A 24,986-nucleotide genomic window follows, 5' to 3' on the forward strand; every position below is an offset into this window, starting at 1 on the left:
AACGGGCCATAACCGGTCACACCGACCAGAATGCAAAGGACGACGGGGACCCGAGGGACCCTCGCGGCCGGGAGGTCTGCATGGCCGAGGAAGTGCACCGTACGAACGCCCACGAGACGGCGGACGGGGGCCACCCGCCACCGCCCCGTGACCACACCCGCGGCGCCCCCGGTCAGGAGTACGTACGGGGCGGCGTCCTCGTCTCGATCGGCGCCCTGCTGTTGGGCATGCTGCTCGCGGCGCTGGACCAGACGATCGTGTCCACCGCGCTGCCGACCATCGTCAGCGAACTCGGCGGCCTGGACCATCTGTCCTGGGTGGTCACGGCGTATCTGCTCGCCGCCACCGCCGCCACCCCGCTCTGGGGCAAGCTCGGTGACCAGTACGGACGCAAGAAGCTGTTCCAGACGGCGATTGTGATCTTTCTCATCGGTTCCGCGCTCTGCGGAATGGCGCAGAACATGCCCCAGTTGATCGGCTACCGGGCGCTCCAGGGCCTCGGCGGCGGCGGGTTGATGGTGCTGTCGATGGCGATCGTCGGCGACCTCGTCCCACCGCGCGAACGGGGCAAGTACCAGGGCCTGTTCGGTGCCGTCTTCGGTGCGACCAGTGTGCTCGGCCCGCTGCTCGGCGGGCTGTTCACCGAGCATCTGAGCTGGCGCTGGGTCTTCTACGTCAATCTCCCCGTCGGCGTGGTCGCGCTCGCCGTCATCGCCACCGTCCTGCGCATCCCCGTCCGGGCCACGCGGCACACGATCGACTATCTGGGTACGTTCCTGATCGCGGCCGTCGCCGCCTGCCTCGTCCTCGTCGCCTCCCTCGGTGGCACCACCTGGAGCTGGGCCTCGCCGCAGATCATCGGCCTCGCGGTGCTCGCTGTCGTGCTGGGCGCGGCCTTCGTGTCCGTCGAACGGAAGGCCGCCGAGCCCGTACTCCCCCTGAAACTCTTCGGCATCCGCACCTTCACCCTCGCCGCCGTGATCAGCCTGATCGTGGGCTTCGCAATGTTCGGCGCCATGACGTACCTGCCGACGTTCCTGCAGGTCGTCCAGGGCGTCTCGCCCACCATGTCCGGCGTGCACATGCTGCCGATGGTGGCCGGTCTGCTGCTCGCCTCGACGGTGTCAGGCCAGATCGTCAGCCGGACCGGCCGCTGGAAGGTGTTCCCGATCGCGGGCACGGGCATCACCGCGCTCGGCCTGCTGCTGCTCCATCAGCTCGACGAGAGCAGCTCCACGTTCGAGATGAGCGCGTACTTCGCCGTGTTCGGCCTCGGCCTCGGCCTGGTCATGCAGGTCCTGGTGCTGATCGTGCAGAACGCCGTCTCGTACGAGGATCTCGGCGTCGCCACCTCCGGCGCCACCTTCTTCCGGTCCATCGGCGCCGCGTTCGGCGTCGCCATCTTCGGCACGATCTTCGCCGGCCGCCTCGCCGACAAGCTGACGACCGCGCTCGCCGGGCAGCCGCTGCCGCCCGGTATCGGCCCGGACTCCCTCGAGAGCGACCCGCGCGGCATCGCCGAACTCCCTTCCGTGCTGCGTCTGTCGGCGGTGCAGGCGTACGCCTCGGCGATCACGGACGTCTTCCTGTACGCGGCTCCCGTCGCCGTACTCGGCTTCGTACTGGCCTGGTTCCTGCGCGAGGACAAGCTGCGGGGCTCGGTGACGGTGCCCGACGCCACGGAGACGCTGGCCAGCAATCCGGTGGAGCGCTCCTCGTACGACGAGGTGTGCCGCGCGCTGTCCGTGCTCGGTACGCGCGAGGGGCGGCGCGCGATCTACGAGAAGATCACCGCCCGCGCCGGTTACGACCTGCTGCCTGCCGCTAGTTGGCTGCTGCTGCGCATCCGGCGCTACGGCTGGGCCGAGCCCGGCGTCCTCGCCGAGCACAGCGCCGTCCCGCTGAACGTCATCATGGCGGCGGCCCGCCAGGTCGAGGAACGTCGCTTGGCGGTACGCGAGGGCCTCGACCTCGTCCTCACCGCCGAGGGCCGGGACGTCGCCGGCCAACTCGCCAACGCCCGCGAGGAATCCCTCGCCGAACTGCTGGGCGACTGGTGGACCCCGGACCGACCCACCGACCTCGCCCAGCTCATCAAGGAACTGAACGCTGAAATGTGCGGCTCGGACGCGGAGCGCCCACGGGTTGCCTCCGGCGGTTGAGCAGGGGGGTTCGTTTTCGGGTGCGGGTTTGTGGGTGGCTTGTCGCGCAGTTCCTCGCGCCCCTGGGGTGGGTGGTGGGTCGGGGCCGTGGGCCGGTCGTCAGCCCGTCGCTGGGTGGGCATACGGCCCTTCGCTGATACAGGGCGCAGGGTGGCCTGAGACAGAACCTACGCGACGGGCATACGACGCACCGGCCCACGTCCCCTCCCGCCGGCGGGAGAGCGCGGGTAGTTGGGGGTACGGGCTTTCCCGGGGCGCGACAAGCTACAACGAATCCGCACTCGCCCATGAACCGAACCCACCCACCTGGTGGGCGCCCTGCTCAACCGCCGGAGGCAGTCGCTCGACACCGAGGCCGCGGGCCGCCTCCTCGGCCGCCGTGAGCAGTACGGCGCCGCCGCCCTTGCCGCGCAGTTCCTCCCGTACGAACACTCGCTTGAGCTCGCCCGTGCGGGCGTCCCGCAGCCGCCCGCCCGCCGTGCCGGCCGGCTCGCCGTCGTACCGGGCGAGCAGTAACACTCCGGTGGGCGGGGCGAGTGCGGCCCCGGTTTCGGCGGCGATCTCGCGCTCCAGCTCGACCGGGTCGGTGGTGTGGCCGCGGTGGAGCAGGTACCAGCGGTCGCTGACCTCCGTGTAGTACGCCCGCCAGAGGGCAGCCGCGGCGGGCGAGTCGAAGGGCTCGGGGGCGACGGTCCAGGACGTCGACGTCGTCGTGCGAGTGGTCATGGCGGGCATTGTCCGTATGTACGGTCCGCCGCCCGCAAGCCAATTACTCGGGCGCGGGAGTCGTTTGGCCGGCGTTCTGAGGGCAACTCGGGCAGGGAGCCGGCCCCAACGGGCCGTAACCGGAAGGTATTCCATGTCCACAGGCGTGATCATCGTTCTGATCGTGGTCGCGGCGATCATCATCGGCGCGGCTGTCTGGCTCGCCATGCCCCGCGGAGCGGGCGGCGGGCGCAATCTGCGGCGGCGCTTCGGGCCCGAGTACGACCGGGCCGTCGCCCAGCACGACGGCGACGCCAAGGCCGCCGAACGTGAGCTTACGGACCGTGTGAAGCGGCACGGTTCGCTGCGCACGCAGCCGCTGGAGCCCGCGGCGCGGGAGCGGTACGAGGCGCGCTGGGCCGCCGCTCAGGAGCGGTTCGTCGACTCGCCACGGGAGGCCGTGGCCGAGGCGGACCGGCTGCTCGGCGAACTGGCCGGTGCCCGCGGTTTCCCCGACGGCAACCGTTACGACGAGCAGCTCTCCGCGCTCTCCGTGCACCACGGACACCAGGTCCACGGCTACCGGCGCATCCACCAGGCCGCACACGCGCCCCTCGCCGACGGCGACGAGAGCCGCACCGGTACGGAGGAACTCCGCGAGGCCATGATCGAGGCCCGCGCCCTCTTCGAGGACCTGGTGGCACCGGTCCGCGAGGACACAAGGCACCACCGCGAGGCCGACGAGCCCGCCCCCACCCGCTCGAACCGCCTCGGCGAACGCCTGCACACGCCGTGGGCGTTCAACAGGCGCCACCACGCGAAGGGGAGTTGAGACGAATGACTGACAACCCGGCAGTTGGAGTCTCCGGCGGTCGCCTGATGTCCCACGACGAGGCCGACAAGTGGACCCTGCGCCTCCAGCACGCGGTCACCGGCTTCGTCGACGGCCCGCGGGAGTCCCTCGAAGAGGCAGACCAGGTCCTGGAGGAGGTGGCGGCCCGCTTCACAGAAGCCGTCACCCAGCGCCGCCGCACCCTGCGCACGTCCTGGCAGACCACCGGCGACGAAAAGGCCGACACGGAGCAACTTCGCCTGGCCCTACGCGACTACCGAGAGCTGGCGGAACGCCTACTGCGCATCTGAACTCCCGCACACCGCGAGCCCCGCGCCCCTTTGGAGGCGCGGGGCTGTGACCTATGCGGCTCCGCCGCGGGGCGCGACCAACGAACCCGCAGCTTCAATCCGCGCTCCCAGCGGAGCGACGCTCCCGCCAGTCCCGTACGACCGCCTCGACGTCGTACGGCTTGAGCCCCAACGGCGGCCCCGGCGGTGGCTTGAACATCACTTCACGGATCTTCACGTTGATCGACGTGATGATCTCCCGAACCACCCGCTCGGAAGGGGCGTCCAACGCCCGCGCAACCGCATCCTCCGCCTCCTTGCGCAACGCCAGCGTCGGCGGCAGCACGGACAGCCCCTCGCGAGCCATCTTCTGCTTGATCCACCACAACTCGTCGTACGAGGTGTCGCTGCCGCCAGGCAGTGGCTTCCCCGCGCCGGGGAGGTGATCGAACTCCCCACGCGCCTCCGCCTCGCGGATCTGCTTGTCGACCCAGGACTCGAAGCTGACCCCGGGAGGTTTTCGCTCGGTCATGTGTCAAGTGTGCCGGACGGCATGTCACCCGGGCGATCTATCATTCGGCCGCAATACGTCGCCGGAGCGTGGGGCCCGACCAGGGCCCCACCATGCTCCGGCGCCGAACCACTGGATTTGCGGGAACCGAAGGAGCGCACGTGCTCGAACTCACCATGGCCACGGTGTCGGAGGCGGACGCGGGTGCGACGGCCGGGATGCAGATGGCCGACTCGCCCAGTGAACCGGGTGCTGTGCTGCGGGTGGGGCGGGACCGGGGCTTCTGCCGCCTCGCGACGCCCGACGACTGGCTGTTCGTCTCGCGGGTGCACCTGGAGTTCCTGTGCGGGCCCGACGGGACGTGGCAGGTGACGTGGCTGCGGGGCTCGCACGCCGACCCCTCGTCCGAGGTGCGGCTCGTGCTGGTCGGCGGGACCCCGCAGCCCCTGCCGTACGGCGGGACGGCCAAGCTGCCCCGGAACGGTTCCGGCGAACTGATCGTCCGGGACCGCACGGCCCCACGCAGCGTGAATGTTGGCTTCTACCACGAGGCGTGAGGCCGGGCGGCGCAGGGCCTACGGCAGTACGCGCGCCAGCGCGAAGCCGTCGTACCCCTTCACGCCGACCGTCTGGATCGCCGTGGCGTCCAACTTCGGGTGGGATGCGAAGAGTTCGAGGGCCGCGCGGATGCCTCGAATGGTCGGGTCGTCGGTGGTGGCGTCGGTGACGGCGCCGCCGCGTACGACGTTGTCGAGGACGATCAGGCTGCCGGGGCGGGAGAGTCTGACGGCCCACTCGACGTAGTGCGGGTTGTTCACCTTGTCCGCGTCGATGAAGACCAGGTCGAACGGAGCGGGGTCCTCGTCGGCCAGTTTCGGCAGCGAGTCCAGAGCGGGGCCCACCCGCACTTCGGTGATCTTGTCGAGGCCGGCCCGGGCGAGGTTGCGGCGTGCCACCTCCGCGTGCTTCTCGGCGTACTCGAGGCTGATCAGGCGCCCGTCCGCCGGGAGGGCGCGGCCCAGCCAGATGGTGCTGTAGCCGCCGAGGGTGCCGATCTCCAGGATGCGGCGGGCGCCCTGGATCACGGCGAGGAGGTGGAGCAGCTTGCCGTGGGTCGGGGCGACGTTGATGTGCGGCAGGCCGGCGGCGTCGCTGTCGCGCAGTGCGGCGGACAGGGCGTCGTCGGGTGGGGCGAGGAGCGCGGTGAGGTAGTCGTCCACGTCGTTCCAGAGCCGTGGCTCGGTCATGCACCATGCCTTTCGTCTGCCTAGTTAGAGGGTCTAACTAGTTCTCGCGTCGAATATAGCCCGCTACCGCCTTGTTCGCCCGGCGTTAACGCCGGGTCGCGCAACCCGTAGGGACGCCACCGCAACCTCCGGTCGCGCCACACCCTCTTCCGGACAAAAGATGGAAGGACGTCAGGTAAATCGGGGGTTGCCTGCGTCTCTCCGCGGGGGTAGTGCGAGCCTCATAGGGTTCGCATGGTGAAAACGAACAGATGACACCCATGGGACTCGGGTGACCAACGGGGCGGGAGGGCCGACGGGGCGTGGCGAATGTGGAGCACAGCGGACGACCAGGCGATGCCTTCGCGGCGGGAGCCGCGGGCACGGCGAAGGCACGGCTGGGCATGGTGCGCGCGGCCCTCTGGCTGATCGCCGCCGTACTGGCGGTACGACAGGTCACCGTCGTCCTGAGCACGCCGAAGGGGGAACGCCTGACGGATCTGGAGACCTGGGTCGGTCCGGGCGGCGTGCTGCATGTGAACGGATCCTTGTACGACTCGACGCGCTTCACGGGCACGCCATTCGGCGGACTCGTCCTCAAACCGCTCACGCGCGCGGCCGAGCAGGCCCTCGGCTGGGGCTGGACCTTCGGCACCCTGCTGCTGGTCGTCGCGCTCGGACTGGTCGCGGCCCGCGCCCTGCCGCAGCCCGTGAGCAGACGCACGGCCCTGCTCGCCGCCCCCGTGGCGATCAGCCTGCTGATGCTGTCCCTGCCGGTGCGCAACACGCTGTATCTCGGCCAGACCAGCATCATCCCGGTGCTGTTGGTGCTGCTCGGCTGCTTCGCGGTCCGGGGGGAGCGGACCAGCGGGCTGCTGATAGGCGTCGCCGCAGCCCTCCAGCCGACCGTGCTGCTCTTCGCTCCGCTGCTGTGGTTCACCGGCCGTCGCCGGGCCGCGGTCTCCACCGGCGTCACCTTCGCCGCCTGCACGGCCCTTGCCTGGGCGGCGATGCCGCACGACTCGTACACGTACTGGGTGCACCACCTGGCCGGAGTCGGCCTCGGCCGGCCCGCCGACGACCTCGCCAACCAGTCGCTGCACGGCGCGCTGCTGCGGTTCGGCCTGACCGGGCCGCTGGAGATCGCTCTGTTCCTGCTGGTGGGCGGGGCCGTCGCGGTCCTGGGCCTCCGCCGTGCCGTGCGCTACGCGCGTGACGGGCAGCTGTTGCTCGCCGTCGCGCTGACCGGCTGTGTGGCGATCGCGGTGTCGCCCACGACCTGGCAGCACCAGCTGCTGTGGGTGCTGCTCGCGCTGGTCGGCCGGGTCGGCAAGAGGGCCTCGGACCGGTACGTATGGCCGGTAGCCGTCGTCCTGGTGATGACGCTCCCGGCGAAGATGATGCTGCCGAACATGCCGGTGCTCCACCCACTGCGTGACAACGTCGTCCTGCTCGCCGCGCTCACCGCCGCCTGCGCCGTTCCGTTCCTGTCCCGCACCTCTCCGCACTACCAGGTCCCGATCCCCACGCAGTACGCGCCACCGGTCGAGGCCCGCTGGAAACACGTACCCCTGCTGCCCTTCCTGCGCCGGGTCCTCACCCGCCCCAACCTGCTCCTCGAACTGCTGCTGATCCGCGTCGGCTACTCCGCGTACCAGCAGGTCAGGCTGGAGGCGCACGGCGGCTCCAACGAGGCGGCCCGCGCCACCGCCGAGCAGCACGGCGAGCAGATCCTGGCGATCGAGAAGTTCCTGTTCATGGACATCGAGCACTGGGTCAACCACACGGTGGTGAACGTCGACTGGCTGCGGGTCTTCTTCGACTTCTACTACACGTCGTTCCACTTCGTGGTGCCGCTGAGCGTCCTCGGCATCCTCTATGTGCGCCGCCCCGCCGAGTACCGCTGGGCCCGCTCGGCACTCGGTTTCGCGACGATCCTCGCGCTGCTCGGCTTCTGGCTCTATCCGCTGGCTCCGCCGCGCCTGATGCCGGGCCTCGGCTATATCGACACCGTGCACGGCGTGCAGGACTTCTCCCAGCCGGACTACGGGACGCTGACCGCACTGACGAACCAGTACGCGGCGATGCCCTCGCTGCACTTCGGCTGGTCGCTGTGGTGCGGTCTGGTGATCGCGGTCCTCGCGCCGAAGTGGTGGATGAAGGGGCTGGGGCTTCTGCATCCGCTGTTCACGGTCTCGGCGATCGTGGCGACCGCCAACCACTGGGTGCTGGACGCGGCGGGCGGCGCGGCCGTCGTCGGTGCCGGCTTCGCGCTGACCTACCTGCTCCAGGGACCCCGGGTCAGCTCGCGCGCCAAACCCGCGGAGATCAACATCGCGGAGCCGGACCAGGAGAAGGACCGTACCCCGAGCTGATCCGGAACACGCCCGGTTCGGTCACCGTCAGCCGCGTGAACTCGCCGCGCTTCTCCAGGCAGCCGCCTTCGGCGTACAGCCACGGCGAGTAGGCGACGCGCACGGTGACCGAGCCGGGCCTCCGCATCCGGACGACGACCTCGGCGCTGGAGGCCCGTACGACGGAGCCGGGCGACGACACCAGGGGCACCGCGCCGCGCACCCGGTACACCTGCCAGTTCGCGTCCTGCCAGACCGGCTCCAGCCAGGCGGGCCGGCTCCTGACCAGGCGCGCCTCGTCCTCGGCGAAGCCGTCCGGCTTCCCGGCGGGCAGGACGACGAAGCCGACGGCCCAGCGGTCCAGCCAGGCCCGGTACGTCGACTCCGAGAACGTTCCGTCGTAGAAGAGCCGCCCGCGCTCGATGTCCAGCTGCCGGTTCCAGCCGCGGGCGAGGTTCACATGCGGGGCGAGCGCGGTGGCCTCGCGGTGGTTGCGGGCCGGGACGACCTCGACCCGGGTGCGCTCGGCGCCGAGCCGGTCCAGGGCGCGGACGACACCGCGCGTGTCGGCAGCCCAGGCGGGCACCTGGGTGGAGATCCGCAGATCGTCGACGGTCTTCGTGCCGACCCAGGCCACGGAGACGACCAGGGTCACGGCGAGGGCGACGAGCCTGTGTCTCGGCCCCTTCTTCTCCCTTTGCGTGAGCAGTGCGGCGAGCAGGGCGGTGGGTGCGAACAGCTCGGCGAGCCGCTCCACGTTCGTGCCGATGGGCGAGGGGATGAGATACGTCAGCACCGTCCCGGCCGCGTACACCAGACCGCTCCACCGCAGCACCCGCCAGCGGCGCGGAGCGAGGGCGAACAGCACGGCACCGAACAGGACGGGCGGCCAGATCCGGTCGGCGGGCATCAACTGCTCGCCTCGGAACGGGAACAGCAGCGTGGTCACCGCGACCACCACGAACGGCGGCGCGATGAGTGCGCAGGCCCGCCCCCGGTCCCGTACGAGGGCGTGACCGGCCCCCGCCACCACCAGGAACAGCCCGGCCACCGGGCTCGCCATGGTCGCCAGCGCCGCGTACGCCACGGCCAGCGGCAGCCGCCGCTCCGGCGTGAGCAGCACACAGGCCGCGAGCCCGAAGGCGACGCCGAGCGCGAAGGTCGTACGGCCGGACGCGACGTTGCACCACAGGGCGAGCGACGCGAGCAGCGCGGGGCCGAGGGGGCGGCGGATCCCCGTACGCACGAGCAGCACCGCGGCCAGCCAGGTGGCGAGCAGCCCGGCGACGACCGTGACCGTGCGCACGCCGAAGGTGGCCATCAGGTACGGCGAGATCAGGCTGTAGTTGGCGGTGTGCATCCCGCCGTACCAGAAGAGGCTGTACGCCGAGCCCCCGTGCCGCGAAGCGAACTCCGCCCACGCCTGCTGCGCCGCGAGATCCCCGCCACCGGTGGCGAGAAACGCGAACCACACCCCGTACAACGGAACCGTCGGGAGCATGGCGAGCAACGGCACACGATGCCGCCGCCAGAACCCCTTGAGCTCCCGGAACGACTCCTTCCGCGAACCGGCCGGTTCGACCGGACGCGAAGGGGGACGGGTGGGGGACAGCTCGGCGGCAGAGACCACGGTCAGCGTTTCCGTTCGAAGTCTTCGAGGCTGTGTGCTTGCTGTATCAGGTGCGAAGACGTGCTTTCGAATGAAAACGTTCACTGATTCCCGACAGGTGGCCCGGGAGGCTCGCACTCACGAGCCATGCAACGACGCGAAGGGGACTGCGGTCACTCCGATTTCCGCCTTCAGTGGTTGCCGCATTTCCGGCCCACGTCGACGCGGTGGCAGGAGGCGGGGGCGGGGCGTAGGGGTATGCCCCCGCCTCCTGATCTGCGAGACCCCGTAGGTCAGCTGGCGCTGACCTGGAGCTCCTTGACGCCGTTCACCCAGGCGGAGCGCAGTCGGCGTGGGTCGCCGACGAGACGGAGGCCGGGCATGGCGTCGGCGATGGCGTTGAAGATGAGGTCGATCTCGAGGGTGGCCAGGGACTTGCCGAGGCAGTAGTGCGGTCCGCCGCCACCGAAACCGAGGTGGGGGTTCGGGTCGCGGGTGATGTCAAGGACCTCCGGGGAGTCGAAGACGGCGGGGTCGTTGTTCGCGGAGGAGTAGAAGAGGCCTACGCGGTCGCCCTTCTTGATCTGCTGTCCGCCGAGTTCCGTGTCCTGGGTCGCGGTGCGCTGGAAGGACACGATGGGGGTCGCCCAGCGGACGAGCTCCTCGGCCGTGGTGGAAGGGCGTTCCCTCTTGTAGAGGTCCCACTGGTCGGAGTGGGTGAGCAAGGCGTGCATGCCGTGCGTGATCGCGTTACGGGTCGTCTCGTTGCCCGCGACGGCCAGCATGAGGACGAAGAAGCCGAACTCGTCCGAGGTGAGGTTGCCCTGGTCCTCGGCCGCCACCAGTTGCGTGACGATGTCCTTGGCCGGGCACTGTTTGCGGTCGGCGGCCATGTTCATGGCGTACGAGATGAGTTCGGTGGCCGACTCCTGGCCGACCTCTTCGGTGATCGCGTACTCCGGATCGTCGTACGAGATCATCTTGTTGGACCAGTCGAAGATCTTGAGGCGGTCCTCCTGCGGGATGCCGATGAGCTCGGCTATCGCCTGGAGGGGGAGTTCGCACGCGACCTGGGCGACGAAGTCGAAGGGACCGGTCTGAGCGACGGCCTCCTGGACGATCGAGTGGGCGCGCCGGCGCAGCGTGTCCTCCAGGGCGCGGATCGCGCGCGGGGTGAAGCCGCGCTGCACGATTCCGCGGACGCGGGTGTGTTCCGGCGGGTCCATGTTGAGCAGGATCAGCCGCTGGACCTCGATGGCGTCGCGCGGGATGTGCTCGTTGAAGCGGATGATCGCGGTGTTGAGCCAGGAGGAGAACAGCTCGGGGTGCGTGGAGACGTACTTGACGTCAGCGTGCCGCGTGACGGCCCAGTAGCCCTCGTCCTCGAAGCCCGCGATGCCGGGCTGCTGGGGGATCCAGTGGACCGGTTCGGCCTGACGCAGCTCGGCGAACTCCGGGAGAGGCACGCGGTGGTGCAGCAGATCGGGATCGGTGAAATCGAACCCGTCGGGCAGCGCTGGACAGGGCATCGGCAACTCCGGGTCGTGCGACGGTCGGGTTCTGGAGGTTGGAAGCTTTGGCGGTCTGGAGCTCTGCTGGTCTGGAGCTCTGCTGGTCTGGAGCTCTGGAGGTCGGAAGCGCTCGGGGCGATCGAGGTTCTGACGGACCATCAGGAAATGTGAATTGCCGTGAAGGTAGTAACGGGTTCTAGAAGTAGCAAGAGGCACGACAGGGCTAATTGCGTGCGGAGTTCGTGCAGATCGCGACTTCGGAGGGTGCAAGACCCTTGCGGTGCCGGGCGTCCGCTCAGCAGACTGCAGTGAGAACTAGTACGCGTTCTAGTTCGGCGCAAGGAAGGGGCGAGAGCATGGTCGCGGAACCCGTCATCGTCGAAGCCGTACGCACTCCGATCGGCAAGCGCGGTGGCGCGCTCGCCAATCTGCATCCCGCCTATCTCCTGGGCGAGACCTACCGTGAACTCCTGGGCCGTACGGCCATCCCCGCCGACTGCGTCGAGCAGGTCGTCGGCGGCGCCGTCACCCACGCCGGCGAACAGTCGGGCAACCCCGCACGTACCGCGTGGCTGGCCATGGGGCTGCCCTGTGAGACGGCCGCGACGACCGTGAACGCCCAGTGCGGATCATCGCAGCAGGCCTCGCACATGGTCGCCAACATGATCGCTGCCGGGGTCGTGGACGTCGGCATCAGCTGCGGAGTCGAGGCCATGTCGCGGGTGCCGCTCGGGTCGGCCTCCAAGCATGGGCCCGGGAAGCCGACGCCCGACGAGTGGAACGTAGACCTCCCGAACCAGTTCGAGGCGGCGGAGCGGATCGCTCGTCACCGTGGGCTGACGCGCGAGAATGTGGACGCGCTGGGGCTGATCTCCCAGGAGCGGGCTGCGATCGCCTGGTCCGAGGAGCGCTTCAAGCGCGAGACGTTCGCCGTGCAGGTGCCCACCACGGAGGACGAGCAGCGCGCCGGTCAGGGCATGTGGCGCCTCGTCGACCGGGACGAGGGGCTGCGCGACACGTCCAGGGAGGCGCTGGCCGGCCTGAAGCCGATCATGCCGACGGCCGTGCACACTGCGGGCAACTCGTCGCAGATCTCCGACGGTGCCTCCGCCCTGATGTGGGCGTCCAAGCGGATGGCCCGGGCGCTGAAACTCCGCCCGCGAGCGCGGATCGTGGCCCAGGCGCTGGTGGGCTCGGACCCGCACTTCCACCTCGACGGGCCGATCGACGCGACGCGCGCCGTGCTCGGCAAGGCGGGCATGTCGCTGAAGGACATCGACGTCGTCGAGATCAACGAAGCCTTCGCCTCAGTGGTGTTGAGCTGGGCCCAGGTCTTCGAGCAGGACCTGGAGAAGGTGAACGTCAACGGCGGCGCGATCGCGCTGGGTCACCCGGTGGGCGCGACAGGGGCGCGGCTCCTGACGACCGCGCTCCACGAACTGGAGCGCAGGGACAAGGAGTTCGCGCTGGTGACGATGTGCGCGGGTGGGGCGCTGGCCACCGGGACGATCATCCAGCGCCTGTAGAGGGAAGGCGGCGGCCCAGGGATCGAAGGCCGCCGCCACAGTCTCTAAGGACGGTCTCGGTCCCACAGGTCGCACTGATGCTCACGGTGGACAGTGGTGCTCTGGCTGTTGCCGCCCTGTGAGGCGGTTCGCAGGGAGAGCACCTTCTCCTGCCCGTCCGGCATCGTCGGCTGCCCGTCGGCACGCGGCACGCCGTCCCGGATGAACGACCCCCAGTACTGGATCATCTGCCGCGAGAGCACCCGCTGCTCGGCGTTCAGCGGAGACTTCAGACCGAAGTGCTTGAAGAGGTACTGCACCTCGTTCACATGGGTCGCGCCGAAGTCGAAGTCCGTGCCGAGGTTCCGCAGCGACGCGAAGGGTGGCGAGGTGCGGTCGGCGTACTCGTACGCGTAGACCGGTCCGCGGGCCGCGAGGACGTCGTTGAGCCGGAGCGCCGGGCAGGCCATCAGGAAGTCCCCATAGGCGGTGCCGTACGCGAGGCTCGGCGAAGGGTGGTCCGAGACCGGGTAGCGCCGGAGCACCCGCTCGCCCTGCTCCGCACCGAACACAGCTCGCACCACCTCGGGATATCGCTCGGCCGTGAGCGGCGTCCCGTTCGCGTCGAACTGGGCGAAGGCGAACATCCGCCCCTCGTCCTGGTTGGCTCCGTTGAGTACGGGGACACGGGCGGCCGCCCCGGTCGCATACGCCTCGAAGGGCTGCACCGGCAGGAAGTCGCCGCCGGCCACGGGCCCCCAGTCGAAGTCGGCCTGGGCGGCGAGGACTTCCTTGGCGGTCTTGCCGCGCACACACGCGACGCTCGCGCACCCCAACTTCTCCATGAAGTCCGCGCCCTGAGCCACCGCCTCCTTGTGCGTGCGGGCCGCGCAGTCCGCGTACGCACCACTCTGGACGATCCCCGCGCGGAACAGGCCCCTTGAGGTCGGCGAGGCCATTTGCGTGCAGACCGAGCGGCCCCCCGCGGACTCGCCCGCGATGGTGACGCGGCCCGGATCACCGCCGAAGCGGCCGATGTTGGCCCGCACCCAGCGCAGGGCCGCCTGCTGGTCGAGCATCCCGAAGTTGCCCGAGACGTGATCGCGCGCCTCGCGGTCGAGGCCGGAGGTGGCGAGGAAACCCATCGCGCCCAGGCGGTAGTTGACGGTCACCACGACCGTGCCGGTCTGCCGCGCGAAGGTGTCCGGCACGATGTCCTCGCCCGCGCCGGCGGTGAGCCCGCCGCCATGCAGCCAGACCATGACCGGCCGCTGTCCGGCGCCTTCGGGGACGTACACATTCAGGTCGAGGCAGTCCTCGGTGTGGCTGGGATTCTCGTAGCCGGGGTCCCAACTCGCCGTCTGTACACAGCGATTGCCGAAGTCCTCCGCGGTGCGTACGCCGGACCACGGCTCGACGGGCCGTGGGGCTCGCCAGCGGAGCTCGCCGACGGGCGGCTTCGCGTAGGGGATGCCGAGGAACTGCCGCCCCTCGGCGGTGGTCTCCCCGCGGACCCAGCCGGACTCCGTCCGGACGAGGGCGGGGTTCTGCGCGGTCGGGGCGGGCGCCGCCGCGGCGGACCCGGCCGTGAGGACGACGGTGGCCAGTGCGGTCAGCACGACAGCGAGACGGCGCATGGTGAGGCGGCGCATCACGTGTGCACCTCCGCGACCGTACGCAGGCGCAGCTCGCCCGTGAGGCTCCGACCGATACGGTGCGGCGGCCGGTTCCGAGCCCCCAGCCGTGGCGTTCGGCGTCCCATGAGGAGAGGGCGCGTTCGTCGACGCGTACGGTAACCCGGCGTTCCTCTCCCGCCCGCATAGCGAGCCGCTGGTATCGCGCCGCCCAACAGACGCAGGGCCGATCGCCGGGACGCGGTGTCGGACATGAGCCGTCACTCCTTCGGTGCGCGGGCACGTCGTTGTGGGACCTCGTGTACACGTGCCATCAGCAGTCGACGTTCGACCTTTGAACCCACCGGAGGGCCAGGGTGATTGACGTGCCGTCAGGTACCACGAGTACGCAGCGGAAACTATGACCGGAGATGACTCGTGTCAACGAAGTGAACAGAAGGCGCCTGAACTCTCCACAAGAAACGAAGGAATCACGCCACGGGGCGATGGTGCTGGGTCACCCGTGGGCGCCACGGAAGCGCGGTCCATCACGACGAGCGTTGTATGAACTGGAGTGCGGCGGCTGCTGCGGGAGACGCCGGACTTCTCGCCGCCGGCGTTCCGGCAGCGGTTCACCGGGCATGTGAGTGAGGACGGAAACACGATCCGTGGCGTCTGGGAGAAGGCGTACGACGGCTCGGCCGCCGACGGTTCGGCCGTATGGGAGAAGGACTTCGACTTCACGTACCGCAGGAGCCGCTGAGATGAGTCCCGATACATCGCCTGGATCGCCTGCATCACCTGCCGAGATCGCGTGGGGCATCGTTGACGCGAGTCTGTACATGGTGCTCGCCACTGCCGATGCGGCCGGACGGCCGTGGAGTTCGCCGGTCTACTTCGCTCACCTGAACTGCCGCGAGTTCCTCTGGGTCTCCTCGCCCCAGGCCGTACATTCACGCAACATCGCGGTGCGCCCCGAGGTGGGCATCGCGATCTTCGACTCGTCGGCTCCGATCGGCACCGGCCAAGGCGTGTACATGCCCGCCGTAGCCGAACCGGTAGACGGCCCAGGGACCGAGTACGCGCTCGAGGTGTTCTCCCGCCGCTCGCTCTCGCACGGCGGCGGCGTCTGGACGGCCGCCGACGTGGGCGACGCCGTCGGCTTGAGGCTGTACCGCGCGGTGGCCAACGAGCACTCGATCCTGGCCAAGGATGGGCAGCCGGACCATCGAATCCCGGTCGACCTCACCTGACCTGCCCCAGATCCCCGGACCGAAGGCGGCGGCACCATGTCCACCATCCCTTGTTCGACTCCGGGGCCAGGCCGAGCTCAGGGTCGGGAGCGCAGTTCGGGTGCGGTGGGGGGCTCGCCGGTGAGGTTGGTGATCAGTTCGGTGCACAGGTCGCGGAGTTTGATGTTGCGGTTCTGGGAGGCGGAGCGCAGGACGCCGAAGGCGTCCTCGGCGGTGCACTTGCGTTGACCCATGACCACGCCGAGGGCTTGGTCGATGACGCTGCGGTACTTCATGGCGTCCTGGAGCTGGGTGGCGAATTCCTGCGTGTCGGTGAGGCGTTGGGCCAGTGCGATGGCGCCGGTGGCCTGCGAGGCGAGTGCGCGCAAGGCGGTGACATCGGTTTGTTCGAACGCCTTCGGCGGCGCGGCGTACAGGTTGAGAGCGCCGGCGGAGTAGGTGTGGGCGGCGATCGGCAGGGAGAGGGAGGAACGGATCCCGCAGGCGTCGGCATAGGCGGGGTAGTCGCCCCACCGGGTCTCCTCGATCATGTCGTTGATGAGCAGTTCAACGCCGGTGCGCAACGACTGCAGGCAGGGGCCGTCGCCCTGGCCGTACTGCTTCTCATCCAGCTTTGTCGCCGCGGTGCCGGCACTGACCACGGTCAGCGGGCGGCCGTTCCGTTGCAGTGTGAGGCCGGCGCCTTGGGCGCGGGACAGTTCGAGGGCTGCGTCGGCCAATGTCTGCAGGAAGTCTTCCAGTGAGTCGGTTTCCAGCAGCCACTGGGTGATGTGGCTGCTGTCGTACGCGTCGTCGGCGCTCATCAGGGGTTCCTTCGCAAGGCCCGCGGCCTCTCGGCCGTCATCTCGTTGCGCTACCGGGGCGACGGAGTCCCACGTCCGAAGAAACACCTCCAGTGCGACCACTGCCTGACGCCGGTGTAATCGTCGGCGCAGCGTGGCCTCCTGCTCCCGCCGAGTACCACTTTGTGCTCCGTGGAACCTGTGAGTCCAAAGGCAGCCGACTCAGCCGAGTCGGTCCTGCGGCGGACGGCGGTGGGACACGGCACGAGGGCCGTCACCGTCTTTCCCGCGGGATGGACCCGGATGGAGCGTGCCGATGCCCGGGACCACGACGGCCTGCTCGTCCAGCGCGTCGAAAACATCGTCGATCGGTCGCAGGTCCGGGTCGAAGTCCACAATTTTCGCCTTGCCGTTCGGTCGCTGAGCCGCATGCAAGGATGTCGTCCGTGACCGGATCGTCGTCTTCCTCGTCTGTTGCCGAGGGCACGCTTGGCAACTACGGCCTGGGTTCCCGTGCCGCTGTCGTCCTTGTGTTCGGGTCCTCGGCCGCGGTCCTGGTGGTCGAGATCGTCGCTCTGCGGCTGCTGGCTCCCTACCTCGGCCTCACCCTGGAGACCAGCACCATGGTGATCGGCATCGCCCTCTCCGCGATCGCCGCCGGCTCCTGGCTGGGTGGGCGCATGGCCGACCAGGTTGATCCACGCCGGCTCATAGGCCCCTCGCTCGGGGTGTCGGGAGCGGTCGTGGCGCTCACCCCTGCCGTGCTGCGCACCACTGCGGAGTGGGCAGCACCGCTGCTCTTGTTGATCGCGGCGGGGACCATCCTCGTGCCGGGCGCGCTGCTCTCCGCAGTGACGCCGATCGTGACCAAGCTGCGTCTCACCAGCCTCGCCGAGACCGGAACGGTTGTCGGCCGGCTTTCCGGCGTCGGCACCGTCGGCGCCATCGTCGGCACCGTCCTCACCGGCTTCGTTCTCGTATCGCGGTTGCCGGTCAGCGGCATACTGATCGGCCTCGGAACGCTGCTGGTGGTCGGCGCGGCGCTGACTGAGTGGCGTACACGCGGGTGGACCGGAACCCCTGCCCTCACGCTCGTGGTCGTAGCCGGCGGCCTCGCCACCACGGTCGCGCCCGGTGCCTGCGACACGGAGACCAAGTACCACTGCGCACGGGTCGTCGCAGACCTCGACCGGGACGGCGGTCGCACACTCGTCCTGGACGGCTTGCGGCACTCCTACGTCGACGTCGACGACCCGACCTTCCTGGAGTTCGAGTATGTGCGCGCCATCGCGTCGGTGGTCGACGCCGCCTTTCCCGAACGTGAGCCACTTGTCGCCCACCACCTGGGCGGCGGCGGGCTCACCTTTCCCCGTTACCTCGCGGCCACGCGCCCCGGGACGCGCAGCCTGGTGTCCGAGATCGACGGCGGGGTCGTACGCATCAACCGTGAGCAACTCGGTCTGAGATCAGGACGCGGTATCGACGTACGCGTCGAGGACGGCAGGCTCGGCCTGCGGCGACTGGACGCCGAGAGTCGTGACCTCGTCGTCGGTGACGCCTTCGGGGGCGTCAGTGTGCCGTGGCACCTCACCACGATGGAAGCGATGACTGACGTACGGCGGGTGCTCGACGACGACGGCCTGTACGTTGCCAACCTCATCGACCACGGGGGCATGGACTTCGCACGTGCCGAAGTAGCCACCCTCAGCGAGACCTTCGAGCACGTCGCCCTCGTCGGCGAACCCGCCGATATCGGTCTCGACCCGACCGCCACCTCCGAGGGCGGCAATCTGGTGGTGCTCGCCTCCAACCGGCCGGTCGACCTGCGCGCGACCCAGAAAGCGCTGGACGCCCGGCAGACCGGCTGGAAGATCGCCACCGGCGACGACCTCAGTTCCTGGATCGACGATGCCCCACTGCTCACCGACGACTACGCACCCGTCGACCAACTCCTCCAGCCCTACAGCCCACAGAGCAGCCGGTGAGAAAGGCATCCGCCGGGGCGGACGGCCCTGCGCCGCCGCGGCCTGAGCGACCCGCCGAACCTGTGCGGTCACAGCACTAGCGGAGCGTGCGAAGTATGTCGATGACGTCGCCGGCACGGGTGTGCGGGTTGACGAAGGCCATGCGCAGAACCGTTGCGCCGTTCCACTGTGTCGGCACGCACAGCATGGCGCCCGTTTCGGCCGCCCGGGCGGACCATGAAGCGTAGTCCTGCGGGCCCCACCCGGGGCGCTCGAAGAGGATCACGGACAACTCGGGATCGATCGTGATGCGTAGATGGTCACTGGCGCGTATGGCATCGGCGACGAGTCGGCTGGTGTTCAGCGTCTGTTCCACGGCATTCGAGTACCGCTCGGTTCCGTGGACGGCCAGGCTGAACCAGAACGGCAGACCGCGGGCACGGCGGCTGAGGTGGAGGGCCAGGTCCGCCGGATTGTGGACGTCGCGATCGATGGCGTCGAGATAGTGCGCCGACTGACTGTGCGTGGCGCGTGCGGCTGCGGGATCCCGGTAGAGCAGTGCGCAGCAGTCGTAGGGCGCGAAGAGCCACTTGTGGGGATCGACGATGAAGCTGTCGGCGCGTTCGATGCCGGTGTAGAGGTGCCGCACACTTGGGGCGGCCAGGCCTGCTCCGCCGTAGGCACCGTCGACGTGCAGCCACACGTGGTGGCGTTCGCACGCGTCGGCGATGTCGGCGAGGTCGTCGATGAGACCGGCATTGGTGGTCCCGGCGGTCGCCACCACGGCGAAGACGCCGGTCGTGGAGTCCAGGACCGTGTTCACGGCGGCTCCGGTGAGGTGTCCCCGCTGGTCCACGGGTGCGGTGACGACCTCGACGTCCATTGCTTGTGCTGCGGACCTGATCGAGGAGTGGGCGCTGTCGGCACACACGATCTTCCAGCCGTCTGCCGGCCGGGGCCGGGATGCGGCGGCAGCGGCGCGTGCCGTGATGAGAGCCGACAGATTGCCTATGGTGCCGCCGCTGACGAAGCATCCTGCCGCGGTGCTGGGCCATCCGAGTAGATGGGTGAGCCAGCTCAGTGCCTCGTTCTCGGCGTAAATGGCACCGGCTCCGGACTCCCAGGTGCCCGCGAAGATGTTCGCCGCACCGGTGACCGCGTCGAAGGCGAGTGCGGCACGGGTGGGAGCCGCAGGGATGTACGCGAGGTTCGTCGATCCGTTCTGGGCGCGGGTGGCGGGTGCCAGGACTTGGTCGAACAGTTTGAGGGCCGCGGCGCCGCCGATGCCCCAGGCGGTGATGGCCGTGCCGGCCGCGAGAGCGAGGTCGGCGGCGGGGCGGGCCCCTGCCGTTGGATCCGGAGCCTGCAGGATGCGCCGCCAGGCGTAGTCCATGGCGGCCGCCACGATCTCGTCCTCATCACCCCACACCCGACTGTCGACGTGGGTTTCCTTGTTCGCCGAGGTGTTGTCGCATTGCGCTCTTTGCATGGCGGGAACCTAGAAAGGCTCATCGGAATGCGCAATATGCAGCAGAATTTATAAGCAGAATGCTCAATGTGATGCGCGCATGCTGTGTCACACTGAGCACTATGCGAGATGTCGACGGCCTCGATGCCCGGATCCTCCTGGCGCTCGACGCGGACCCACGGGCCACCACGGTTGCTCTGGCCGATCGCCTTGGGCTGGCCCGCAACACCGTGCAGGCGCGTCTGAAGCGACTCGAAGAAAGCGGTCAACTCAGGGAGCCCAGTCGGCGCGTGGCACCCGCGGGTCTCGGCTATCCGCTGCTCGCCTTGATCACGCTGTCGATCAGCCAGCGCGTGGGGCAGCCCACCCGTGAGGCGATCCTGCGCATTCCCGAGGTGGTGGAGTTGCTCGTCACCACCGGCGACGGCGACCTGCTCGCGCGCGTCGTGGCCCGGGACACCGAGGACCTGCACCGCATCACGAACCTCTTGCTCGAAGCGCCGGGGGTTGTCCGGTCCAACACCGTCATCGTCCTGGTCGAGGTGCAGCCGTTCAGCGTCCGGCCCCTGCTGGAGCGGCACACCGGCTCCTGAAGGGCACTCAGAGGTGAGACCGGGGCCACGAGGAACAGTCCGCACCACCCGCCCCGGTGAACCTGGGCGGTTACAGCACTAGGCGGTGTAGTGGTAGCGAGCCTTGAGGATCTTGACCTCTTTGTCGTCTGCTCTGTAGACGAGGCGGTGTTCGTCGTCGATGCGCCGCGACCAGTAGCCGGACAGGTCCCCCTTGAGCGGTTCGGGCTTGCCGATGCCGTTGAACGGATCGCGCTGGATCTCACCGATGAGACGAACGACGCGCCGCACCATCTTGCGGTCGGTCTCCAGCCAGTGCTCGAAGTCCGCCCAGGCGCCCGGGTCGAAGTTGACGTCCCTCACTCCTCGCCAGCCAGTTCGCGGAGCTCATCCACGGTCTTGGTGATTCCTGTCTGGCCTGCACGGTCGCGGGCGACAGCTTCCATGAGACGGCGGGCGTTGGCCGGCGATCGCAGAAGGTAGATCGTCTCTTGCCAGGCGTCGTAGTCGTCGGCGGACATCAGTATGGCGTCGCCGTTCTTGGAGTGAATGCGTACCGGCGCGTGGTCGTCGTTGACCTTCTTGATCAAGGGAAAGAGTTCTTTGCGTGCCTCGCTGGCGGTGAGGGTCATGGCGGCCATCCTCTCGCAGACTGGTACTCAGTATCGTACCGCACTGGTACGGGAATTCGTACTACTTTCGATCTGCTGGGTGTGCACGGCCGGCGGATCTACGAGCGCTCGAATGTGACCGGCGTTTCGAAAGCCGCCCGGCGGGTGGCCCGGCGCAGCGCCTTGAGGACGGTCGTGCCCAGGGTGAGGGTCAGGGCGACCGTCACTGTCGCTCGGCCGAGGTCCCAGCCGAGGGACGTGGCCAGGCAGTACGCGATGAAACGGGTCAGGTTGGTGGCGACGTCCGCTTCCGGGTCGAAGGCGACGCTCGACGTGAGTGCGTTCATGAAGGGCCAGCCGGACAGGTTCATGAGCGTGCCGTAGGCGAAGGCCGCTGCGAAGCCGTACGCGGCGAGCATCGCCAACTCCGCACGGCCCCGCAGGCGGTCGGGGCCCGGGAGGAGGCCCGCGCCCATCGCGAACCAGCCCATGCTGAGCATCTGGAACGGCATCCATGGGCCGACCCCGCCCGTGAGCAGCGCGGACGCGAACATCGTGACCGCCCCGAGTACGAAGCCGAAGCCGGGGCCCAGCACCCTGCCGCTCAGCACCATGAGGAAGAACATCGGCTCGATTCCGGCCGTCCCGGCACCGATCGGCCGCAACGCCGCCCCGGTCGCCGCCAGTACCCCGAGCATGGCCACGGCCTTCGCCCCGATCCCCGACTCCGAGACCGCCGCGCCCACCACCCCGACCAGCAGCACGAGCAGCCCCGCGAACAGCCAGGGCGCGTCCTGGGCATGGGCGCTGACCTGGGACGTCGGCCCGGCGAACAGGGGCCAGGTGAAGGCCGCGAGGCCGATGGCGCTGACGAGCGCGAGGGCGGCGATGGAACGGGGGCCGAGACGGATCGCGCGGGCCTGGGCCTGGGCCTTCGCCTGCGCCTGGGGAGTCACGTGTCCGTCCCCCGCTCTGGCGTCTGAGGGGTTGCCGTCTTCAGCTCCGTTGCGCCCAGAGCCGCGCGTACCTGCGAGACCGTCAGCCATTTCTCCGGAGCCAGGATCTTCGTGACCTGCGGGGCGAAGGAGGGTGAGGCGAGGACGACCTCCGTGGTGGGGCCGTCGGCCACCGGTTCGCCGTCGGCGAGGATCACCACCCGGCGGGAGAGTTCGGCGGCCAGCTCCACGTCATGGGTGGCCAGGATGATGGCGTGGCCCGCCGTCGAAAGGTCCCGCAGGACCGTCACCAGGCGGGACTTCGCCGCGTAGTCGAGTCCGCGGGTCGGCTCGTCCAGGAGGAGCAGTGGTGGGCGGGCCGTCAGGACGAGGGCCAGGGCGAGGGTGAGGCGTTGGCCCTCGGAGAGGTCGCGGGGGTGAGTGTCGTCCGCGATTCCGGGGAGCAGTTCGGAGAGCAGGACGCGGCAGGTGCCCGGTTCCGCGCCCGCATCCCGGTCCGCGGCCGTGCACTCGGCGGCCACCGTGTCCGCGTACAGCAGATCGCGAGGCTCCTGCGGTACGAGGCCGACGCGGCGGACGAGTGCACGGGGTGCCGTCCGGTGCGGTACGGCACCACCGACCCGTACGGAACCCGACGCCGGTTCGACCAGCCCGACCAGTGCGCTGAGCAGGGTGGACTTTCCGGCACCGTTCCGGCCCATGAGGGCGACGATCTCGCCGGGGGCGACGGTCAGGGAGACGTCGCGGAGTACTTCGGTGCGGCCTCGGCGGACGGTGAGGTTGTCGACCACGGCCGCAACTGAGGTCCCCAGCAGGGGAGTTGTGCTGTCACGCCTGCGGAAGAGGCGGGAGCGGGGTCGTACGGGACGGGGTACGGGCGCCGCGGCCGGAGCCACGCTCGAGGACTCGTCCTCGTACGCCACCCCCTCCAGCCGTTCCCGCAGCGCCCCCGCCCTCCGCCGTGCGTCGCGCACCGTCAGCGGCAGCGGCGACCATCCGGCCAGTCGCCCCAGCGCGACGACCGGCGGATACACCGGCGAGACGGCCATGACTTCGGACGGAGGCCCCAGCACGAGCGGGGCGCCCGGAGCCGGGAGGAGGGCGACCTGGTCGGCGTACTGGATGACGCGTTCGAGGCGGTGTTCGGCCATGAGGACCGTGGTGCCGAGGTCGTGCACGAGGCGTTGGAGGACGGCGAGCACCTCCTCCGCGGCGGCCGGGTCGAGCGCCGACGTCGGCTCGTCGAGGACCAGGACCTTGGGGTGCGGGGTGAGGACCGAGCCGATCGCGACCCGCTGCTGCTGGCCGCCGGAGAGGGTGGAGATCGGGCGGTCTCGGAGGTCCGCGAGGCCCAGCAGGTCCAGGGTCTCCTCGACACGGCGGCGCATCACGTCCGGCGCGAGGCCCAACGACTCCATGCCGTACGCGAGTTCGTCCTCGACCGTGTCCGTCACGAAGTGTGCGAGCGGGTCCTGTCCCACTGTGCCGACGACATCGGCGAGTTCGCGCGGCTTGTGGGTACGGGTTTCCCGGCCCGCCACCGTGACGCGTCCGCTCAGGGTGCCGCCCGTGAAATGCGGGACCAGCCCGCTCACCGCACCCAGGATCGTCGACTTACCGACTCCGGACGGCCCGACCAGCAGCACCAACTCGCCCTCGGGAACGGCGAGTTCGACACCCCGGACAGTCGGCTCGGTCGCCCCGTCGTACGTCACGGAGACATCCTCGAAGCGGATCATGAGGGCTCCTTGGCGGCAGAGGAAGTGGGGGGCGTGGGGGCGATGAAGGACGGGGTGAGGCCGAGCAGGATCGCGGCGGCCGGCCAGAGGGGGAGGGTGGGGGACGTCAGGGGTACGACGCCGGGGTGCAGGGCGGCGGAGTCGTACGCGGCGTACAGGATCAGCAGCGCCGCGACCCCCGCACCCGACCCGGCGACCAGCCACGCCCGTACGCCCCACACGTCCGGCCGGTACCGCGTACGCAGCGAGCGGCGACCGCCGAGCCAGAGCCCGGCGAGGGCCGCGCCGAGTCCGGCGAGCAGCACGGGCAGGCCGTAGGTGCCGCCTTCGGCGGTGAGCAGGCCGTACGTTCCCGCGCAGACGCCGACCAGGCCGCCGAGGGTGAGTACGGCGGTGGAGCGGCGGACGGCGGGCGCCACCTCGGCGGTACGGCCGTAACCGCGGGCGTCCATCGCCGCCGCGAGCGCGACCGAACGCTCCAACGCGCCCTCCAGGACCGGGAGTCCGACCTGGAGCAGGCCGCGTATCCCGTGGTCGGGCCGTCCGCGCAGACGGCGTGCGGCGCGCAGACGCTGGACGTCCGCGATCAGGTTCGGGGCGAAGGTGAGCGCTACGACGACCGCGACTCCCGCCTCGTACAGGGCGCCCGGGAGGGACTTGAGGAGGCGGGCCGGGTTGGCGAGGGCGTTGGCGGCGCCCACGCAGATGAGGAGCGCGGCCAGTTTCAGGCCGTCGTACAGCGCGAAGAGCAGGCCCTCCGCGGTGACCCGGCCGCCGATGCGGATGCCCTGCGCCCAGTCGGGGAGCGAGAGTTCGGGGAGCGTGACGAGGGTGTGGGTGCCGGGGATGGGGGAGCCGAGGAAGACGGCGAAGGCGAGACGGATGGCGAGTACGGCCAGGGCGAGTTTGACGAAGGCGGTGTAGGAGCGGGACCAGGGCGACTCGCTGCGGTGGGTGGCTACTACGTAGCCCGCTACTGCTATGAGGAGGGCGAGGAGGAGGGGGTTCGTGGTACGTGAGGCGGCGGTGCCGAGACCGAGGGCCCAGAGCCACCAGGCGCCTGGGGGGAGGGCGTTGGAGCGGGTCGCCTGCGGCGGGCTGAGCGGTGGGCGGCGGCGGGGGTTGCCGGACGGCGGTTTGCCGACTGTCGGGTTACCGGCGGGCCTGTTCCTGGCCGGCAGCTTGCCGGACGGCGGTTTGCCGACTCGCGGACTGCCGGAGGGTCGTTCGCTGGATTGCGGGTTACCGGATGGCCGTTTGCCGGCTTGCAGGTGGCCGGCAGGCCGGTGGCTCGGTGGCTGACTGTCCGCTGGGGGGCTGCCG

The 24,986-nt window shown here is 69.7% G+C and carries 24 protein-coding genes and 1 pseudogene; 10 read left to right on the forward strand and 15 right to left on the reverse strand.

Annotated features, from left to right (window positions below):
* The first annotated feature begins 80 nt into the window (after window positions 1–80).
* Complete coding sequence (locus ACFYO0_RS08500; protein ID WP_388672547.1) at window positions 81–2,162, forward strand: DHA2 family efflux MFS transporter permease subunit; 2,082 nt, start codon at window positions 81–83, stop codon at window positions 2,160–2,162.
* 264 nt (window positions 2,163–2,426) lie between these two features.
* Here the strand turns inward: ACFYO0_RS08500 and ACFYO0_RS08505 are convergent, their stop codons facing one another.
* A complete protein-coding gene (locus tag ACFYO0_RS08505) occupies window positions 2,427–2,888 on the reverse strand; it encodes a GNAT family N-acetyltransferase (RefSeq protein ID WP_388672549.1) in 462 nt (153 codons plus the stop codon).
* 133 nt (window positions 2,889–3,021) lie between these two features.
* Here ACFYO0_RS08505 and ACFYO0_RS08510 point away from each other — a divergent pair, with 133 nt between their 5' ends.
* Window positions 3,022–3,699: a hypothetical protein gene (locus tag ACFYO0_RS08510; RefSeq protein WP_388672551.1), complete on the forward strand. Its 678-nt coding sequence runs from the start codon at window positions 3,022–3,024 to the stop codon at window positions 3,697–3,699.
* A 5-nt stretch (window positions 3,700–3,704) separates the two neighbouring features.
* Window positions 3,705–4,010, forward strand: coding sequence for a hypothetical protein (locus ACFYO0_RS08515; RefSeq protein ID WP_388672553.1), 306 nt, complete (start codon window positions 3,705–3,707; stop codon window positions 4,008–4,010).
* 94 nt (window positions 4,011–4,104) lie between these two features.
* On the opposite strand, the gene ACFYO0_RS08520 is transcribed toward ACFYO0_RS08515, so the two are convergent.
* Window positions 4,105–4,521 carry a DUF1992 domain-containing protein gene (locus tag ACFYO0_RS08520; RefSeq protein WP_388672555.1) on the reverse strand — a complete coding sequence of 139 codons (417 nt, stop codon included), beginning with the start codon at window positions 4,519–4,521 and terminating at the stop codon, window positions 4,105–4,107.
* A gap of 140 nt (window positions 4,522–4,661) precedes the next feature.
* Here ACFYO0_RS08520 and ACFYO0_RS08525 point away from each other — a divergent pair, with 140 nt between their 5' ends.
* Complete coding sequence (locus ACFYO0_RS08525; RefSeq protein WP_386356475.1) at window positions 4,662–5,057, forward strand: hypothetical protein; 396 nt, start codon at window positions 4,662–4,664, stop codon at window positions 5,055–5,057.
* Window positions 5,058–5,075: 18 nt separating this feature from the next.
* Here ACFYO0_RS08525 and ACFYO0_RS08530 read toward each other — a convergent pair whose 3' ends face one another.
* The gene (locus ACFYO0_RS08530) at window positions 5,076–5,747 is read right to left on the reverse strand and encodes an O-methyltransferase (protein WP_388672557.1); all 672 of its coding nucleotides are present in this window, start codon (window positions 5,745–5,747) and stop codon (window positions 5,076–5,078) included.
* Window positions 5,748–6,049: 302 nt separating this feature from the next.
* Here ACFYO0_RS08530 and ACFYO0_RS08535 point away from each other — a divergent pair, with 302 nt between their 5' ends.
* Window positions 6,050–8,101 (forward strand): bifunctional glycosyltransferase 87/phosphatase PAP2 family protein, encoded by a 2,052-nt coding sequence (locus ACFYO0_RS08535; protein ID WP_388672559.1) that lies wholly within the window; start codon window positions 6,050–6,052, stop codon window positions 8,099–8,101.
* On the opposite strand, the gene ACFYO0_RS08540 is transcribed toward ACFYO0_RS08535, so the two are convergent.
* Both ACFYO0_RS08540 and ACFYO0_RS08545 read right to left on the reverse strand, forming a co-directional pair.
* Window positions 8,055–9,716 (reverse strand): hypothetical protein, encoded by a 1,662-nt coding sequence (locus ACFYO0_RS08540; protein ID WP_388672778.1) that lies wholly within the window; start codon window positions 9,714–9,716, stop codon window positions 8,055–8,057. The genes ACFYO0_RS08535 and ACFYO0_RS08540 overlap by 47 nt on opposite strands.
* A gap of 266 nt (window positions 9,717–9,982) precedes the next feature.
* Complete coding sequence (locus ACFYO0_RS08545) at window positions 9,983–11,218, reverse strand: cytochrome P450 (RefSeq protein WP_388672561.1); 1,236 nt, start codon at window positions 11,216–11,218, stop codon at window positions 9,983–9,985.
* Window positions 11,219–11,556: 338 nt separating this feature from the next.
* Between ACFYO0_RS08545 and ACFYO0_RS08550 the strand changes: the two genes are divergently transcribed.
* Window positions 11,557–12,726, forward strand: coding sequence for a steroid 3-ketoacyl-CoA thiolase (locus ACFYO0_RS08550; RefSeq protein WP_388672563.1), 1,170 nt, complete (start codon window positions 11,557–11,559; stop codon window positions 12,724–12,726).
* A 44-nt stretch (window positions 12,727–12,770) separates the two neighbouring features.
* On the opposite strand, the gene ACFYO0_RS08555 is transcribed toward ACFYO0_RS08550, so the two are convergent.
* Together ACFYO0_RS08555 and ACFYO0_RS08560 are read right to left on the reverse strand one after the other, a co-directional pair.
* The gene (locus ACFYO0_RS08555) at window positions 12,771–14,357 is read right to left on the reverse strand and encodes a carboxylesterase/lipase family protein (protein WP_388672565.1); all 1,587 of its coding nucleotides are present in this window, start codon (window positions 14,355–14,357) and stop codon (window positions 12,771–12,773) included.
* Between the two features lie 55 nt (window positions 14,358–14,412).
* A pseudogene (locus ACFYO0_RS08560) lies at window positions 14,413–14,646 on the reverse strand (fibronectin type III-like domain-contianing protein); the annotation flags it as partial.
* 246 nt (window positions 14,647–14,892) lie between these two features.
* Here ACFYO0_RS08560 and ACFYO0_RS08565 point away from each other — a divergent pair.
* Window positions 14,893–15,081 (forward strand): hypothetical protein, encoded by a 189-nt coding sequence (locus ACFYO0_RS08565; protein ID WP_388672567.1) that lies wholly within the window; start codon window positions 14,893–14,895, stop codon window positions 15,079–15,081.
* Between the two features lies 1 nt (window position 15,082).
* Window positions 15,083–15,571 carry a pyridoxamine 5'-phosphate oxidase family protein gene (locus ACFYO0_RS08570; protein WP_388672569.1) on the forward strand — a complete coding sequence of 163 codons (489 nt, stop codon included), beginning with the start codon at window positions 15,083–15,085 and terminating at the stop codon, window positions 15,569–15,571.
* 77 nt (window positions 15,572–15,648) lie between these two features.
* Here ACFYO0_RS08570 and ACFYO0_RS08575 read toward each other — a convergent pair whose 3' ends face one another.
* Both ACFYO0_RS08575 and ACFYO0_RS08580 read right to left on the reverse strand, forming a co-directional pair.
* The gene (locus ACFYO0_RS08575; protein ID WP_388672571.1) at window positions 15,649–16,374 is read right to left on the reverse strand and encodes a GAF and ANTAR domain-containing protein; all 726 of its coding nucleotides are present in this window, start codon (window positions 16,372–16,374) and stop codon (window positions 15,649–15,651) included.
* A gap of 201 nt (window positions 16,375–16,575) precedes the next feature.
* Window positions 16,576–16,749, reverse strand: coding sequence for a hypothetical protein (locus tag ACFYO0_RS08580; RefSeq protein ID WP_388672573.1), 174 nt, complete (start codon window positions 16,747–16,749; stop codon window positions 16,576–16,578).
* 41 nt (window positions 16,750–16,790) lie between these two features.
* Here ACFYO0_RS08580 and ACFYO0_RS08585 point away from each other — a divergent pair, with 41 nt between their 5' ends.
* On the forward strand, window positions 16,791–18,338 hold the full coding sequence (locus ACFYO0_RS08585) for a fused MFS/spermidine synthase (RefSeq protein ID WP_388672575.1): 1,548 nt from the start codon (window positions 16,791–16,793) through the stop codon (window positions 18,336–18,338).
* Between the two features lie 76 nt (window positions 18,339–18,414).
* On the opposite strand, the gene ACFYO0_RS08590 is transcribed toward ACFYO0_RS08585, so the two are convergent.
* Window positions 18,415–19,806, reverse strand: coding sequence for a pyridoxal phosphate-dependent decarboxylase family protein (locus tag ACFYO0_RS08590; RefSeq protein WP_388672577.1), 1,392 nt, complete (start codon window positions 19,804–19,806; stop codon window positions 18,415–18,417).
* 101 nt (window positions 19,807–19,907) lie between these two features.
* Here ACFYO0_RS08590 and ACFYO0_RS08595 point away from each other — a divergent pair, with 101 nt between their 5' ends.
* Window positions 19,908–20,378 (forward strand): Lrp/AsnC family transcriptional regulator, encoded by a 471-nt coding sequence (locus tag ACFYO0_RS08595; protein ID WP_388672579.1) that lies wholly within the window; start codon window positions 19,908–19,910, stop codon window positions 20,376–20,378.
* Between the two features lie 78 nt (window positions 20,379–20,456).
* On the opposite strand, the gene ACFYO0_RS08600 is transcribed toward ACFYO0_RS08595, so the two are convergent.
* The 5 genes from ACFYO0_RS08600 to ACFYO0_RS08620 form a co-directional block, all read right to left on the reverse strand.
* Complete coding sequence (locus ACFYO0_RS08600) at window positions 20,457–20,720, reverse strand: Txe/YoeB family addiction module toxin (protein ID WP_388672581.1); 264 nt, start codon at window positions 20,718–20,720, stop codon at window positions 20,457–20,459.
* Window positions 20,717–20,989, reverse strand: coding sequence for a type II toxin-antitoxin system Phd/YefM family antitoxin (locus ACFYO0_RS08605; protein WP_388672583.1), 273 nt, complete (start codon window positions 20,987–20,989; stop codon window positions 20,717–20,719). The genes ACFYO0_RS08600 and ACFYO0_RS08605 overlap by 4 nt, the downstream gene beginning before the upstream one ends.
* A 98-nt stretch (window positions 20,990–21,087) precedes the next feature.
* Entirely contained in the window at window positions 21,088–21,924 is an 837-nt protein-coding gene (locus ACFYO0_RS08610; protein WP_388672585.1) for an ECF transporter S component, read from the reverse strand.
* Entirely contained in the window at window positions 21,921–23,663 is a 1,743-nt protein-coding gene (locus tag ACFYO0_RS08615; RefSeq protein WP_388672587.1) for an ABC transporter ATP-binding protein, read from the reverse strand. Before ACFYO0_RS08615 ends, ACFYO0_RS08610 begins: the two co-directional genes overlap by 4 nt.
* The gene (locus ACFYO0_RS08620; protein WP_388672780.1) at window positions 23,660–24,844 is read right to left on the reverse strand and encodes an energy-coupling factor transporter transmembrane component T; all 1,185 of its coding nucleotides are present in this window, start codon (window positions 24,842–24,844) and stop codon (window positions 23,660–23,662) included. The genes ACFYO0_RS08615 and ACFYO0_RS08620 overlap by 4 nt, the downstream gene beginning before the upstream one ends.
* Window positions 24,845–24,986: the final 142 nt, after the last annotated feature.

It is taken from the genome of Streptomyces sp. NPDC006365 (genome assembly GCF_042870755.1).
GTDB classification, from domain to species: domain Bacteria; phylum Actinomycetota; class Actinomycetes; order Streptomycetales; family Streptomycetaceae; genus Streptomyces; species Streptomyces xiangluensis.